Source organism: Mesorhizobium sp. M0923 (assembly GCF_040319365.1).
Taxonomy (GTDB): domain Bacteria; phylum Pseudomonadota; class Alphaproteobacteria; order Rhizobiales; family Rhizobiaceae; genus Mesorhizobium.
This window is the reverse complement of sequence record NZ_JAMYNW010000003.1, coordinates 256,385-270,007: the sequence shown is the minus strand read 5'-3', so window position 1 is coordinate 270,007 and position 13,623 is coordinate 256,385. Positions and strand designations below refer to the sequence as shown.

Genomic DNA, 13,623 nt, shown 5'->3' with positions numbered 1-13,623 from the left:
CATGGCATCGGACACCGCAGTCGGGCTCCGCGTCGAACGAAGACCGAAGCTTTCGGAAACCGTCGTCGCCGCGATCCGCAAGCAGTTGCAGGCGGGCGAGATCCAGCCTGGGCAAAAGCTGCCGACCGAGGGCCAGTTGACTGAAACCTTCGGGGTCAGCCGCACCGTGATACGCGAGGCGCTGGCCAAGCTTGCCGCGGACGGCCTGGTCGAGCCGCGCCAAGGCGCCGGCGTCTTTGTCACCGAGCATATCTCGACAGCGTTCGGGGCTCTGGCAGCGGAGATGGGCAGCAAGGATTCAATTGCCCTCAACGTGCTCGAAGTCAGGTTGGCGATCGAGATCGAATCCGCCGGGCTCGCCGCCCTCCGCCATAACGCCGCACAGGAAGCGGCGATCCAGGAAGCCTTCTTCGAGTTCGAACGGCTGCTCCTCAACAGCGAGCCGACGGGACCGGCCGACCTCGCCTTCCACCGCGCAATCGCCAGCGCCACCAACAATCCGTTCTATGTCGAGATGCTCGATGTGCTCGGCCGGCGCGCCATCCCTTGCGATGTGACCTCGCCCTGGTCGACCGAATTCGCGCAGTCCGACGCCTACCAGCGCGGCCTGCAGCGCGAACACCTGATGATCCTTAATGCCATCTCGGCAGGCGATGCCGAGGCGGCACGGGAGGCGATGCGCGCGCATCTCGGTGCCAGCCAGCAGCGCTATCGCGAACGCCTGCACGCGCGTCAGGTGTTTTATGCCGACTCGGTCAAGGCCGCGGCAACTGAATAAGCAATTGAGGCAGCTCCATGGGACAGCAATGAATCACACTGACAATCATACGGATTTCACCTCGCGCTTTGCCATCGATCCTGTTTCTGCCGCGGCGATGGGCACGGACGAACTGCGTCACAATTTTCTGATCGAGGACTTGTTCCAGCCCGGCCGTATCAGCCTGACCTACACCCATTACGACCGCATGATCGTCGGCGGTGCCATGCCCGCCGGCGCGCCGCTGCCGCTGCAGGCGATCAAGCCAACCGGGACCAAGAATTTTCTCGACCGCCGCGAGATGATCATCGTCAACATCGCCGGTGCAGGCGTCGTGAAAGCCAGCGGCCAATCCTACGAGCTGCAGGCGCGCGACATGCTCTATCTAGGCATGGGCACCGATGAGGTGTCGTTCGCTGCGACCAATCCGGCTGAGCCGGCTAAGTTCTACCTGCTAAGCGCGCCGGCGCATCAGAGCCATCCCAACCGGCTGATCCGCATCGGCGATGCCAAGCGGCTCGATCTCGGCAGCCAGGCGACCTCCAACGAGCGCTCGATCTTTCAGTTCATCCATGCCGACGGCGTGAAGACCTGTCAGCTGGTCGTCGGCATGACCCAGCTTGCCCCCGGTTCGGTCTGGAACACCATGCCGTGCCATGTGCATGACCGGCGCATGGAGGCCTATCTCTATTTCGACCTGCCGGAGACGGCGCGGGTGTTTCACTTCATGGGCGAACCGGACGAAACGCGTCATCTCGTCGTGCGCAACGAGGAGGCGGTGCTGTCGCCGGGATGGTCGATCCATTCGGGCGCCGGCACCTCGAACTACGCCTTCATCTGGGCGATGGCCGGCGACAATGTCGACTATACCGATGTCGACCTGGTGGCGATGGAGGAGCTCAAGTGAGCGACCTCTCGGCCTTCAGCCTTGCCGGCAAGCGTATCCTCGTCACCGGCGCCAATACCGGCATCGGCCAGGGTATCGCCGTGTCGATCGCGCGTGCCGGCGGCGCGGTCGTCGGCGTCGGTCGCTCGGCGATGGACGAGACGGCGGAGAAGATTGCGGCGGCCGGCGGACGCTTCGAGGCGGTCCGCTGCGACCTTGGCGATGATGCCGCCGCCCAGGCGATGCTTGACCGCGTCTGGGACGATACAGGGCCGCTCGACGGCCTGGTCAACAATGCCGGCATCATCCGGCGTGCCGATGCGGTCGACTTGACCGAAGCCGACTGGGACGACGTCATCGGCGTCAACCTCAAGACGGTGTTCTTCCTCAGCCAGAGTTTTGCCAGGCGCGTGCTTGCCGACCCGGGACGGCGTGGCAAGATCGTCAACATCGCTTCGGTGCTGAGTTTTCAGGGTGGCATCCGCGTCGCCTCCTACACCGCCTCCAAACATGGCGTGCTCGGCATCACCCGACTGCTCGCCTGCGAATGGGCGGCAAAGGGCATCAACGTCAACGGCATTGCGCCAGGCTATATCGAGACCAACAACACCGAGGCGCTGCGTGCCGATCCCGACCGCAGCGCTTCGATCCTGGCGCGCATTCCGGCCGGGCGCTGGGGCGCGCCGGAAGACATCGGCGACGCAGCCGTCTTCCTGCTGGCGCCGGCGTCGAACTATATGCACGGCGCGGTGATGCCGGTGGACGGTGGCTGGCTGGCGCGATGAACAACAAAAGATGAGAGTTTGGCGATGACCGGAACCAAGATCTTCTCGCATGCCGGCGAGGGTGCGTGGACGCCGACGCCGGATGGCAACCGCAGGCGCGTGCTCCTGCACACGGACGAACTGATGATGGTCGAGTTCGCCTTCGACAAGGGCGGCGTCGGCGCGCTGCATTCGCATCCGCATGTCCAGGCGAGCTACGTCGCCGAAGGCCACTTCGAGGTCACCATCGACGGCAGGACCGAGATCTTGGAAACCGGAAGCAGCTTCATCGTTCCTTCCAACCTGGTCCATGGCGTCAAGGCACTGGAGGCGGGACGACTGGTCGACAACTTTACGCCGCCCCGCGCCGATTTCCTCGACTGAGCTGCGGGCCCGAAGATCAGGCTGTCAGTTCTCGGAACGAAAAACCCGCGCCTCCGGAGAGACGCGGGCGTGTTGCCTGGGCGCTTGTGGCGCCGCGGTACTCAAAACATCACCGCAGAACCTGAACCTGCCGAATGATGGTGAAGATAGGATTAACCGCTCCGAGGCGGCGCGATATTCACAGCCAAGGCGAATAGGGGCTGGAACGACGGTCTGATATCGGCCAATGAGAGAGAAGTTCGCTTCAGCCGGTGCCGAGGACAGGACCAGAGGGGTCGATAAATGTTCGAATCTGCTGTCCAGGCAATCACCCGGCGATTCGCCGGGGAATTTCGGCAGGTCGTATCCGCGAAAGTTCTGTAATGCAGATTGCGGCGAGCATCCCGGCAGAGGATTCCAAGCGGCGCGTCCTGAAGGATGTCTTCGGCTTCGATGATTTTCGTCTCGGCCAGGCGGCCGTGATGGAGGCGCTGCTGGCCGGGCATCATGTACTGGCCGTCATGCCGACGGGTGCGGGCAAATCGCTCTGCTACCAGGTCCCGGCGCTGGTGCTGGGCGGGCTCACCATTGTCGTTTCGCCGCTGGTAGCGCTGATGCAGGACCAGGTCGCCGCATTGCGCCTTGCCGGTGTGGCGGCCGATACGATCAATTCCTCGCTCGACCGCGATGCCAATGTCGCTGCATGGCGCCGCGTCGCGGCAGGGCAGACACGGCTGCTCTATCTTGCGCCGGAGCGGCTGATGACCCCGCGGATGCTCGAGGCGTTGACCAAGCTCGATGTCCGGCTGATCGCCATCGACGAGGCACATTGCATCTCGCAATGGGGACCGGCGTTCCGGCGCGAATACGAAGAATTGTCGCGGCTGCGCGGCATCTTCCCCGATGTGCCGATCATTGCGCTGACGGCGACTGCGGACGAGACGACGCGCACCGACATTGCCGCGCAACTGTTCGACGGGCGCATCGATACCGTGGTGCTCGGCTTCGACCGACCGAACATCAAGCTAAGCATCGAGCCCAAGCAGGACAGCAAGCGCCAATTGCTGAATTTCGTGCAGCGCCATGCCGGCCGAAGCGGGATCGTCTATTGCCTGTCGCGCAAAAAGACCGACGAGATGGCGGCGTTCCTCGAGCGGAACGGCGTACGCGCGCTCGCCTATCATGCCGGCATGAGCAAGGACGCGCGTGAAGCGCATCAAAACGCTTTCATGACCTTGTCCGGGGTGGTGATGGTGGCGACCATCGCCTTCGGCATGGGGATCGACAAGCCGGACGTCGCCTATGTCTTCCACACCGACCTGCCGGGCAGCTTGGAAGCCTACTATCAGGAAATCGGGCGGGCGGGCCGCGACGGGCGGGCGGCCGAGGCGCATATGCTCTTCGGTCTCGGCGACATCCGTATGCGCCGGCTTTTCATCGACGACGAGGGCGCACCGGCGGAGCACAAGAGGCGCGCGCATGGCCGGCTCGATACGTTGATCGGCTATTGCGAGACGGCGCAGTGCCGCCGCCAGATCCTGCTTGGCTATTTCGGCGAAAGTGCTTCGCCTTGCGGCAATTGCGACAACTGCCTCGACCAGGCGCCGCATGCGGATGGCGACGCCGAGGCGCGGATCATCCTGGCAGCGATCACACAGACCGGCGAGCGCTTTGGCGCTGCCCACGTTGTCGATGTCCTGCTCGGCCATGAGACCGAGAAGGTCCTGGCCAGGAACCACCACAGGCTTGCCAGCTTCGGCACCGGTGTGGCGCATAAGAAGAGTCTCTTGCTGTCGCTGCTTCGCCAACTCGTCGCGGGAGGGTTCCTGACATCGGACTCAGCCGGCCATGGCGGCCTCGCCGTCGCCGAGAAAGGCCGTGAACTCGCCCGGGGCGAGGCTTCATTCCGGTATCGCGTGGACGCGCGCCAGTCATCGCGAGGCAAGATACGTCCTGTGGATACCGCAGCAGGCACGGAAGGTCTGGATTCGGCGCTGCTGGCCGCGCTCAAGGCGGTACGGCTGCGTCTTGCCCGGGAACGCCAAATGCCGGCCTTCGTGATCTTTTCGGATCGTACGCTGATCGATATGGCCGAACGCTGCCCGCGTGATCTGGACGCCTTCGCCGCGGTCAACGGCGTCGGCGCCGCCAAGCTCAAGGATTTCGGCGAGATATTCCTCGGCGCGATCGCTGCGCATCAGTCCGGTGTGGCGGGCTGAAGACCCACTTCAGTGACGCAATCAGCACCTGCTTCGTCTCGCCGCCGCAATCGCAGCCTCCTGCTGCCGCAAGCGCTCGATCTTCGCGCTCTGGCGGGCAGCGACGGTCGAGGCGACACGCTGCCCTCCCCACAGCCAATCCGGAATGTTGGTGTGGACGACTTTGCCGCGAGCGATGGCTGTTGCCGACATCTCGTCAGCGACCGTGCCGATCGCCACGTTGAGCTCGACGCAACTCATCTTGTCGTATTTCGCAGCATCAAAGGATGCAGGCAAAGGCGATGCACAACTTCCGACAAACATCAGGCTGCATATCACAGGCGTGGCCATGGAGATCGGCTTCATTCTCTTATCAAGCACGTTGATGCCGGACAGACGAATATCGGAGGATGCTCGACCTGGGGCCGCGAAGCACTCCCGAGGTTCCGCGTAACTGAAGCATGTGACCTCTACAACCCTCTGTCCTGACCGTCCTATTTGTCCTCGAAGAATTCCGAGAGAACCGCTGCTATCGTGTCGGGGTGCTCTTCTGGGAAAAAGTGCCCGCCTTGGACAGCGCGTCCTTCCACGCTGTCAGCCCATTTCCTCCAGATAGCCAGCGGCCCGCCTTCTTGCGCATACCAGTTCTCCAGGGCGCCTTCGCCACTCCATAGCGCCATTAGCGGGCACTCGATGCGACGACCGTTTGCCTGGTTCAGCGCGTCATGTTCACGATCGGTCGTCGCAGCGGCGCGATACTCTTCGCATATCGCATGAATATGCGCGGGATCGCGAAGCGCATCAACATAGGCGTCCCTGACCTCTTTGGAGACCATTTTCGTCGACGATCCCCATTGCGTTATTGCATCGTCGACGACGGCATCGGGAGCCGCGCCAATCAGACGTTCCGGCAGGGGCTCCGGCTGGGCAAGCAGGCTCCAGGGCCAGAAGCCGAGCGCCAGCCTGGCATCCGCCCGATCCCATGTTGCGGCGGTGGGGATGATGTCGAGGACGGCGATTTTGAGGACTTTGTCGGGATGGTCGAGCGCAAGGCGATAGGCAACCCGCCCGCCGCGATCATGTCCGGCAACCATGAATCGCTCAAACCCCAGTTGCTTCATGGCTTGAACCATGTCGCCGGCCATGGCGCGCTTGGCGTATTGGCTATGATCGGCAGAGGAAACCGGGCATCCGCTTTGGCCATAGCCTCGAAGGTCGGCGGCGACCACCGTGAAGCGGGGCGCCAAGGCTGCGGCGATATCCCTCCACATCAGATGCGTCTCTGGAAAACCGTGAAGAAGCAGCAGCGGCGGACCGGTGCCACCGACCCTTGCGAAAATGGTCGTATCGTCCAGTCGCAAGCTGGTGGCTCTGAAACCTGCAAACACCGTCAGCCTCCTCCGGCGCCGTCAGACAAACTCTCTAAGGGCACTAACGGTCGCCTGAGGCGAAAACCCCGGCCGCGATGGCCAGGGTTCAAGCCGGCCAATTGCTAGAATCGAAACCAGACCCAGACGCGCCTGCGGAAGCACCGCCTGCGCCGATAGCCATTCCGCCAGTAAACGCGACAGACCCTTCTCCAAGCACGCCGGCGGCGCCGGCGCGGCCGGTGCCACCGGCGATGATAGACTGGTTGCAACTCTGCTTGAGTATCGTCGTCGAAGGTCTCGACGTCCGGCGCCTCGAGTTCATCGAGAATGCCGTTTCTGGCAGTTGGAACGCCGGCCACTGCGTTGATTGGCCGAACCGTGCTTGCAAGGGCCGCGGCCCCGGCAATGCCAAACATTCCTGTCAAAAATAGTCGCCGATCCATGGAAACCTCCCGATCTCAACCAGCGATAGAACAGGGCTAACGATGGGGAGATAGCGCAGTCGGTGCAAACGCCTAGTGCCGCGCGGCGATTGCGATGATCCGGTCGGCCGAAGGGTGTCGCCTTCTCCTCGAAGTGGGACGGCTACTTCGATCGACAAACACTCGGCGCTTTTTTGAATTGATGGCGGCCGAGACACAAGGAACATCGAATGACGTCTGCGCCATAGCCACGTTCCACGCTACTGCTCTCGCTTTGGTCGTTGCGTTGCAAGAGGGCTTGACTGCCATCCTACCAGAAGGTAGGTAGGGGCATGGGCAACGTGTCTACTACCTCCGACGACATCCTGGCTTGTGCGCGTTCTCTGATCGTCGCTGGCGGCTACAACGGTTTCAGTTATGCCGACATCGCTGATGTGGTCGGGATTCGTAAGGCGAGCATCCATCACCATTTCCCAAGCAAGGTCGATCTGGTCCGAACGCTGGTTGCGCGGTATCGGGAAGAAGCTGAAGCGGGGATGGCGAATCTCGAACTTCAGGTCTCCGATCCGCTCGAACAGCTTCAGGACTACGCTGGCTATTGGGAAGTCTGCATCGCGGATGCCAGCGCTCCGTTTTGTATCTGCGCGCTGTTGGCAAGCGAGCTCCCCGTGCTGCCCGAGGAAGTTGGCCTTGAGGTCCGGGCGCATTTCCGCTCCCTGTCGGCTTGGCTGACATCCGTGCTGGAGCGCGGTGCGCGGCTCGGCCGATTCCAACTGATGGGTGCCCCTCGTGCCGAGGCTGAAGCGTTCATGGCGACTGTCCACGGCGCGATGCTTTCGGCACGGGCCTATGGCGATCCGAAGATATTCGCCGTCGTGACACGCCCGCTCCTGGAGCGGCTCGCTCCGCGTTCCCTCCAGATACAATCCTAAGACCTCAAATAACCATCGCCGTAACGGCTCTGCGACGTTCGTCGAGAGACCTACCTACTAGTCGAAAGGACATCCAATGACGGTTCACAGTAGCGATCTTTCCCGCGCCAGCCAGGAACAATGGCTCAAGCTCTATTACTTCGCACGGACGGCGGTCTCGGCTGTCTGGGTGGCGGCTGCCTTTACAGTGGGACAGAATTCCGGGGTGGTGGCGGCGGTTTTGCTCGTGGCTTATCCTGCATGGGATGCCCTCGCCAATTTTGTCGACGCATCGCGCAGCGGAGGATTGGGACAGAATCGCACCCAGACCATCAACGTCGTGGTCAGCGCGGCGACAACGCTCGCGGTCGTTGTTGCGCTGAAGATGAGCATGAATTGGGTGCTTGGGGTGTTCGGCCTATGGGCGATCCTGTCTGGCCTGCTTCAACTCGGCACCGCGGTCCGCCGTTGGAAGAGCTCTGGCGCGCAGTGGGCGATGATCCTGAGCGGAGGGCAATCAGCACTGGCAGGCACGTTTTTCATCGCGCAGGCGCGGATGCCGATGCCGCCATCCATCACCAACGTGGCCGGCTATGCCGCAGTAGGCGCCCTCTACTTCCTGGTTTCGGCGGTGTGGCTGAGTGTGAGCCAATTGCGGCGGAAGGCTGCATAGCCCGCCATCTTGAGCCATCACCGACCCGATCAGAGGGCTGCCAGCTGCTAGTATCGGTTCGCCAAACACAACGACCCGCCCTTATCCTTAAGGACCGATATGTTTGGAATTTCACCACCCGGCTGGGGGCTAGCCGCTCATCCAAGGCATCTCGATCGCGCCGAACGATACAGCGATCCCGAGGGCCATCAGCGCAATGCCCAAGGCAACTTCGAAGCGGCGGCCGCGCTGCAGCAGCTTCTCGACGAAGACGACCAGCGTCAACAGCAGCATCCAGGCGACACTCATGATGCCCACCGCGACCAGCACGGCAAACAGCGCCCAGCAGCAACCAAAGCAATAGAGTCCGTGCCGCAGCCCCATCTCGAGTGCGCCAACCCGCCCGTCGCGCCAATGCTGCGCAACGAAAGCGAGCGGCGAACGGCAATGGCTGAGGCAAATGTGCTTGAGTGTCGTGAATTGGTAGAGTCCGGCGACGCCAAGCGTGATACCGAGCGCGAGCGGCGCCCATTTCGAATGCTGAGGCGGATCGAGGCTCGTCGCAAACTCGCTTCCGATCTGGACCAGGACATACACGAGAAGGCCCGCCGCCGCCCAGACGAGCATGTAACCCGCGACGAATATCCACGTCGGGACGGCAACGTGCTGTTCGCGCCTGGCCTGCGCCGCCGCGAACATAAAGATCATGGGCGCGGCCGCCGGCAGCATCATGGCAGCCATCATCACCGTCCATACAGCAAGAAAGGCGGCGGCGCCGGCGAGTGACCAGCCGTCAGCGGCAATTCCGGCCATCGCCATGCCGGCCATGCCTTCCATACCCTCCATCCCGCCGCGCACCGCAATGCCCATAGGCATATCCATGCTGAGGGTCAGCGCCCACGCCGCCGCTGTTAGCACGACGAGCGATGCGAGAAGGCCGAGCGGCATGCCACGCAAATTCCGGAGCCGCGACGATTTCCCGGGGAACGCGTCAGGCATCGGCACGTCCCTAGTTCGGGCCGGTCCAGTCGAACGGAATGTGTTTGCTCGAGCGCGCCGTGCCCGTCCAGTCGAGCCCGAAGCCTTTGGTGCTCACCTCGACCGAACGCCCCCAGGTGGCAACCTGGCCCGGGCCGACCTCCGAGCCCGGCGGGTTGATCGTCTGCACCCGCTTGCCGGGTGGTGTTGTGGGACCTGAAAGCGCTTCCGCATGCCCGACGACGAGGCCAGGAATCTCGACCCGCCAGGTGGCAAGGTCGCCCGCCACCTCGAAAGTGATCGGCACGAACTCCATGCCACGCATCTCGCCGATGTTGGCGGCAAAACCCGCCGGCCAGCCGCCAGCCTGCCCGCCGAAGATCGCCTGCAGGGCTTCACGTTGCCGCTCGTTCGCCTTCTCGTCGAGGTACATGCCCATCACGGCCTTTGCCTCGCCGGCCCATAGATTGCCTTCGAACTCGCCGAGCGCCACCAGCGACAGGCCGTCGAGCTTCACGTCGCCATACTGACCCTCGCGTACATGCCAGGCGAGCACGCCCTGGCAGTGATTGCCGGTCGGCCGCTGGGCGAACTCGCAAGGGCAAGGGATGTCGCAGCTGCAGATGTCGAACCAGTCGCCTGCGAGCCGCCATTGAGGCACTGCATTCATGGCTCTTCCTCCCGGAATGTAGCGCCATTTATACGTCGAAGGCGGGGCGCACTCCAGCAGTTAGTGCATCGCTCGCTGATTTTTGGTGGACTTGACGCCCCAGACACAAGTCACCGCGTTGATCAGCAACTGCTCGCGACGGAACCCAGCCACCATCCAATGCGACCACGAAAGTGGTTTCTTGCTCCGTTCCATGTGCTCGATGAGGTCGTGGGTAGGTTCGCGACGGGTCGATCACCAAATACACGATCCAGCTGACGCTCGCTTGACCCACATTGCGAACCGACAACCTTCCGCAACACCGCTCGGTTGCTTGGTCAACGACCTAGCGGGCCAAGGGTTAACGCCGGGCTGCAATTGAGCTCCGCGGCTTCACGAGCATTTATGGCTGAGTTCGGCAGGCAAAAATCAAAAAATGAAATTAGGATCACTGGCGGAGAGGGAGGGATTCGAACCCCCGATGGGCTTGCACCCATGCCGCATTTCGAGTGCGGTGCATTCGACCACTCTGCCACCTCTCCGCGGTCATGGTCCGCCGTTGCCGGCGCGGCGCACTAGATAACGGCTGGACAGGCAGGTTACAAGGGCCAATCTGCCCCGGCGCCGCAGGTTCCCGTCCGTGCTGCGTTCAAAGCTGCGGTGCCCGATGTTCCATGTTTGCCGGACTGGGCTCAGCCCATTCGCAGCTTGCCCGCGGCGCTTGCCTTGACTCAAGCCGAACCTTCGGTTAGGGACAGCGCGCAATCGGCGTGGAGGGATCTTCCGCGCCGCTTGTTTTTTGAACCCGCAGACTGACAAAAAGACGGCCGAACCGCCTCAGGCGGTTCATCAAGGCCGACCGAACAGCGAAAGGCAAAAAATGTTCGCAGTCATCAAAACGGGCGGCAAGCAGTATCGCGTTGCCGCCAACGATCTCCTGAAGATCGAAAAACTCGAAGCCAATGTCGGCGACATCGTCGAAATCGGCAATGTGCTCGCGCATGGCGAAGGCGAGAACGTCACGTTCGGCGCGCCGTTCGTCGATGGTGCGATGGTCACCGCCGAAGTCGTCGAGCAGGGCAAGAACCGCACGGTCATCGCCTTCAAGAAGCGTCGCCGGCAGAATTCGCGCCGGAAGATCGGCCATCGCCAGCTTTTGACCACTGTCAGGATCGCCGAGATCCTGCTGGGTGGCGCCAAGCCGGCGAAGAAGACCGCCGCCAAGACCGAAGCGAAGGCCGAAGTTGCCGCCAAGACCGAGGCGAAGGCTGAAGCTGCGCCGAAGGCCGCAGCCAAGGCAGAGGCTGCGCCGAAGAAGGAAGGCAAGGCCGAGACGACCGGGGACAAGGCTGCCGAAGCCGCCGCGCCGTTGTTCAAGGCGCCGAAGGGCGAGCCGGACGATCTGACGGTGATCAAGGGCATCGGCCCGGTTGCCGCCGGCCAGCTCAACGAACAGGGCATCACCACCTTCGCCCAGATCGCCAAGCTGTCCGACAAGGATGTCGCCAAGATCGACGAGCACATGCCGTTCAGCGCCGACCAGATCAAGGACTGGCGCGAGCAGGCCAAGGAATTGGCGAAGAAGTAGAACGAACTGGCGCAATCGTCGCCGGATCGGACTTGAAACGGAACGCGAACGCGTTCATAAGATCGTTTAGGCGCCTCGCGGCGCATCGGAGTAGTTAGATGGCACACAAGAAAGCTGGCGGATCGTCGCGCAATGGTCGCGACTCCCATTCCAAGCGGCTCGGCGTGAAGAAATTCGGCGGCGAAGCCGTGATTCCAGGCAACATCATCATTCGTCAGCGTGGCACGACGTGGCATCCCGGCACCAATGTCGGCATTGGCACGGACCACACGCTGTTTGCGCTGGAAGCTGGCGCAGTCACCTTCAACAAAAAAGCCAATGGCCGAACCTACGTATCGGTGAACCCGATGACGAAGGCAGCGGAGTAGCCGGTTCCGCAAGAGAACACCGGCACCCATCTCGGGACCGGTGTCTGGCCAAGCCAGGAAATGGATCAGGGGAGATGGGTTTCCATCTCCCCTTTTTCTTGCCTGGAGGACTGACATGGTTGCCGAAGCGGAAGCGACAGACGACGAAAGTTACGCGATAGATTGCCCGGTCCTGGTCACCGAGCGGCTGGTCATGCGGGCCCCGCGTGAAAGCGACATCGAGCAATTGGTGGCGCTCGCCGATAACCGCCATGTCGCGGAAATGCTGGCCCGCATGCCGCATCCCTATGGCGAGGCCGAGGCACGCGCTTTCCTGGCTATGACGGCATCGCGCCGGGCCGGAATCGCCTATGCGTTGACGCTGGCCGGCACCGAGACCTTCGTCGGCTGTGCCGGGCTCAACACCACGGATCGCGGGCTGGAGCTCGGCTATTGGATCGGCGAGCCGTACTGGAAACGCGGCTACGCGACGGAGGCAGCGCACGCACTGGTCGACCTTGCCTTCCAGAGAACCACGATCCAGGTGCTGCACGCCTCGACGCGGGTGATCAATCCGGCCTCGCGCCGGGTCATCCACAAATGCGGCTTCCAGTATGCCGGCCAGGGCATGCTGAATTCGATCGTTGCCGGCCAGGTGCCGGTCGAGCGCTACCGCCTCGATCGCAAGACCTGGACCAGCCTCAGGAATTGGGTGCATTTTTGATGGATGCGGCTCACGCCATCTCGACCCAGACCGGCAAGTGATCCGAACCGGCCGCTTGCCGGTCGACCCACAGGCGCCTCAGCGATTTGGTAAGCGAGGCGCTGGTGAAGATGTAGTCGATGCGCTTGTGGCGGCTGGCATCGCCCGGCCGCTTGGGGTCGACCCAGGTGACGAGATCGGTGCCGGCCGCGCCGAGGCGCGCGGCGGCATCGACGGCGAGGTCGGCGGTCACCGGCATGCCGAATTCATGGTCAGGCTGGCCGGCGAGTTCGACGTGTTCCGGCGATCCGGCGAGCATGTTGAAGTCGCCCATGACGACGAAGGCTTCGGGACAAGGCAAGTCCGGTAAGCCGATCTCGGCGACGCCGGAGAGCCCACCGCCCTCGAGCGGGTAGTTCAACAGGCGTTCGCGCAGAAAGCGGATCTGGCTCAGGCGTTCGACCGGGCTGCGATGGTCGAGATGAGTGGAATAGAAGCGGACGAAGCCAAGCGGCGTTTCGATCAGCGCCTCCAGCGCGCCGCGCTGGAAGTTCATCGCCTCGAAACTGCGGCTGCGCGGCAAAAGGAGATTGCGCGACAGATGGATCGGCGTTCTCGACAGCACCATGTTGCCGAGCTGGAAGGTGGTCGTGATGGCGCGGCCGTTCTCCAGGCGCGATCCGGCGTCGGCTTCGAAATTGCTGCCGTAGACGGCAAAATAGTCGGGCAGCGCCTCGCCGAGCTCGGCCACCATGTCGCGGCCGCCATTCTTCGGGTTGGCGCGGGTGACCTCCTGCAGCGCGATCACGTCGGCGCCGCGCACCGCATCGGCGATGCGACCGACATCATAGCGGCCGTCGAGGCCGATGCCGTAGTGGATATTGTAAGTTACCAGCTTCATTCCGACATCTCGCGCTTGGAAAGCCGAAGATCGATTTTCGGCAAGGGTCAACCAAATGCTACGCGTCCAGAGATACGCGCGACGTTACAGTAGCAAAAACGGCCCTCGCCCTTCGACCCGCCTTGCTTTAGAGC

15 protein-coding genes and 1 tRNA gene are annotated in these 13,623 nt (G+C 62.8%); 10 read left to right on the top strand and 6 right to left on the bottom strand.

The genetic code is table 11. The annotated features are described in order from the left end of the window. Position 1 precedes the first annotated feature (1 nt). From NKH89_RS07395 to recQ, 5 genes are all read left to right on the top strand, one after another. A complete protein-coding gene (locus NKH89_RS07395; protein WP_023719695.1) occupies positions 2-778 on the top strand; it encodes a FadR/GntR family transcriptional regulator in 777 nt (258 codons plus the stop codon). Between the two features lie 28 nt (positions 779-806). Further along, on the top strand, positions 807-1,664 hold the full coding sequence (gene kduI, locus NKH89_RS07390; RefSeq protein WP_023719694.1) for a 5-dehydro-4-deoxy-D-glucuronate isomerase: 858 nt from the start codon (positions 807-809) through the stop codon (positions 1,662-1,664). Beyond that, positions 1,661-2,428 carry a 2-dehydro-3-deoxy-D-gluconate 5-dehydrogenase KduD gene (kduD, locus tag NKH89_RS07385; protein ID WP_352480961.1) on the top strand — a complete coding sequence of 256 codons (768 nt, stop codon included), beginning with the start codon at positions 1,661-1,663 and terminating at the stop codon, positions 2,426-2,428. Before kduI ends, kduD begins: the two co-directional genes overlap by 4 nt. Before the next feature lie 24 nt (positions 2,429-2,452). Further along, positions 2,453-2,791: a cupin domain-containing protein gene (locus NKH89_RS07380; RefSeq protein ID WP_352908547.1), complete on the top strand. Its 339-nt coding sequence runs from the start codon at positions 2,453-2,455 to the stop codon at positions 2,789-2,791. A gap of 362 nt (positions 2,792-3,153) precedes the next feature. Further along, a complete protein-coding gene (gene recQ, locus NKH89_RS07375) occupies positions 3,154-4,989 on the top strand; it encodes a DNA helicase RecQ (RefSeq protein WP_352908546.1) in 1,836 nt (611 codons plus the stop codon). A gap of 21 nt (positions 4,990-5,010) precedes the next feature. Here the strand turns inward: recQ and NKH89_RS07370 are convergent, their stop codons facing one another. Together NKH89_RS07370 and NKH89_RS07365 are read right to left on the bottom strand one after the other, a co-directional pair. Then, positions 5,011-5,265 carry a hypothetical protein gene (locus NKH89_RS07370; protein ID WP_245278615.1) on the bottom strand — a complete coding sequence of 85 codons (255 nt, stop codon included), beginning with the start codon at positions 5,263-5,265 and terminating at the stop codon, positions 5,011-5,013. A 197-nt stretch (positions 5,266-5,462) separates the two neighbouring features. Then, positions 5,463-6,356, bottom strand: coding sequence for an alpha/beta fold hydrolase (locus tag NKH89_RS07365; protein WP_352494132.1), 894 nt, complete (start codon positions 6,354-6,356; stop codon positions 5,463-5,465). Positions 6,357-7,092: 736 nt separating this feature from the next. Between NKH89_RS07365 and NKH89_RS07360 the strand changes: the two genes are divergently transcribed. Beyond that, a complete protein-coding gene (locus tag NKH89_RS07360) occupies positions 7,093-7,692 on the top strand; it encodes a TetR/AcrR family transcriptional regulator (RefSeq protein ID WP_352494133.1) in 600 nt (199 codons plus the stop codon). A gap of 76 nt (positions 7,693-7,768) precedes the next feature. Then, the gene (locus NKH89_RS07355) at positions 7,769-8,344 is read left to right on the top strand and encodes a DUF308 domain-containing protein (protein ID WP_352494134.1); all 576 of its coding nucleotides are present in this window, start codon (positions 7,769-7,771) and stop codon (positions 8,342-8,344) included. A gap of 129 nt (positions 8,345-8,473) precedes the next feature. Here NKH89_RS07355 and NKH89_RS07350 read toward each other — a convergent pair whose 3' ends face one another. The 3 genes from NKH89_RS07350 to NKH89_RS07340 form a co-directional block, all read right to left on the bottom strand. After that, positions 8,474-9,271 (bottom strand): DUF2182 domain-containing protein, encoded by a 798-nt coding sequence (locus NKH89_RS07350; protein WP_352494135.1) that lies wholly within the window; start codon positions 9,269-9,271, stop codon positions 8,474-8,476. A 61-nt stretch (positions 9,272-9,332) separates the two neighbouring features. Continuing rightward, the gene (locus NKH89_RS07345) at positions 9,333-9,971 is read right to left on the bottom strand and encodes a DUF1326 domain-containing protein (protein ID WP_023719685.1); all 639 of its coding nucleotides are present in this window, start codon (positions 9,969-9,971) and stop codon (positions 9,333-9,335) included. A gap of 431 nt (positions 9,972-10,402) precedes the next feature. Next, a tRNA-Ser gene (locus NKH89_RS07340) sits at positions 10,403-10,492 on the bottom strand. 338 nt (positions 10,493-10,830) lie between these two features. Between NKH89_RS07340 and NKH89_RS07335 the strand changes: the two genes are divergently transcribed. From NKH89_RS07335 to NKH89_RS07325, 3 genes are all read left to right on the top strand, one after another. Further along, complete coding sequence (locus NKH89_RS07335; RefSeq protein WP_352480957.1) at positions 10,831-11,538, top strand: 50S ribosomal protein L21; 708 nt, start codon at positions 10,831-10,833, stop codon at positions 11,536-11,538. A gap of 98 nt (positions 11,539-11,636) precedes the next feature. Continuing rightward, a complete protein-coding gene (gene rpmA, locus NKH89_RS07330; protein WP_023678077.1) occupies positions 11,637-11,906 on the top strand; it encodes a 50S ribosomal protein L27 in 270 nt (89 codons plus the stop codon). A gap of 115 nt (positions 11,907-12,021) precedes the next feature. Continuing rightward, entirely contained in the window at positions 12,022-12,609 is a 588-nt protein-coding gene (locus tag NKH89_RS07325; RefSeq protein ID WP_352480956.1) for a GNAT family N-acetyltransferase, read from the top strand. Between the two features lie 10 nt (positions 12,610-12,619). Here the strand turns inward: NKH89_RS07325 and NKH89_RS07320 are convergent, their stop codons facing one another. Further along, positions 12,620-13,489 (bottom strand): endonuclease/exonuclease/phosphatase family protein, encoded by an 870-nt coding sequence (locus tag NKH89_RS07320; RefSeq protein ID WP_352480955.1) that lies wholly within the window; start codon positions 13,487-13,489, stop codon positions 12,620-12,622. Positions 13,490-13,623: the final 134 nt, after the last annotated feature.

Excerpts from the sequence above, each read along its gene's own strand:
- NKH89_RS07325 (WP_352480956.1), top strand. The coding sequence starts at position 12,022 with ATGGTTGCCGAAGCGGAAGCGACAGACGACGAAAGTTACGCGATAGAT.
- NKH89_RS07335 (WP_352480957.1), top strand. The coding sequence starts at position 10,831 with ATGTTCGCAGTCATCAAAACGGGCGGCAAGCAGTATCGCGTTGCCGCC.
- rpmA (WP_023678077.1), top strand. The coding sequence starts at position 11,637 with ATGGCACACAAGAAAGCTGGCGGATCGTCGCGCAATGGTCGCGACTCC.
- NKH89_RS07395 (WP_023719695.1), top strand. The coding sequence starts at position 2 with ATGGCATCGGACACCGCAGTCGGGCTCCGCGTCGAACGAAGACCGAAG.
- NKH89_RS07355 (WP_352494134.1), top strand. The coding sequence starts at position 7,769 with ATGACGGTTCACAGTAGCGATCTTTCCCGCGCCAGCCAGGAACAATGG.
- kduI (WP_023719694.1), top strand. The coding sequence starts at position 807 with ATGAATCACACTGACAATCATACGGATTTCACCTCGCGCTTTGCCATC.
- NKH89_RS07345 (WP_023719685.1), bottom strand. The coding sequence starts at position 9,971 with ATGAATGCAGTGCCTCAATGGCGGCTCGCAGGCGACTGGTTCGACATC.
- NKH89_RS07320 (WP_352480955.1), bottom strand. The coding sequence starts at position 13,489 with ATGAAGCTGGTAACTTACAATATCCACTACGGCATCGGCCTCGACGGC.
- NKH89_RS07350 (WP_352494135.1), bottom strand. The coding sequence starts at position 9,271 with ATGCCGCTCGGCCTTCTCGCATCGCTCGTCGTGCTAACAGCGGCGGCG.
- NKH89_RS07360 (WP_352494133.1), top strand. The coding sequence starts at position 7,093 with ATGGGCAACGTGTCTACTACCTCCGACGACATCCTGGCTTGTGCGCGT.
- NKH89_RS07380 (WP_352908547.1), top strand. The coding sequence starts at position 2,453 with ATGACCGGAACCAAGATCTTCTCGCATGCCGGCGAGGGTGCGTGGACG.
- recQ (WP_352908546.1), top strand. The coding sequence starts at position 3,154 with ATGCAGATTGCGGCGAGCATCCCGGCAGAGGATTCCAAGCGGCGCGTC.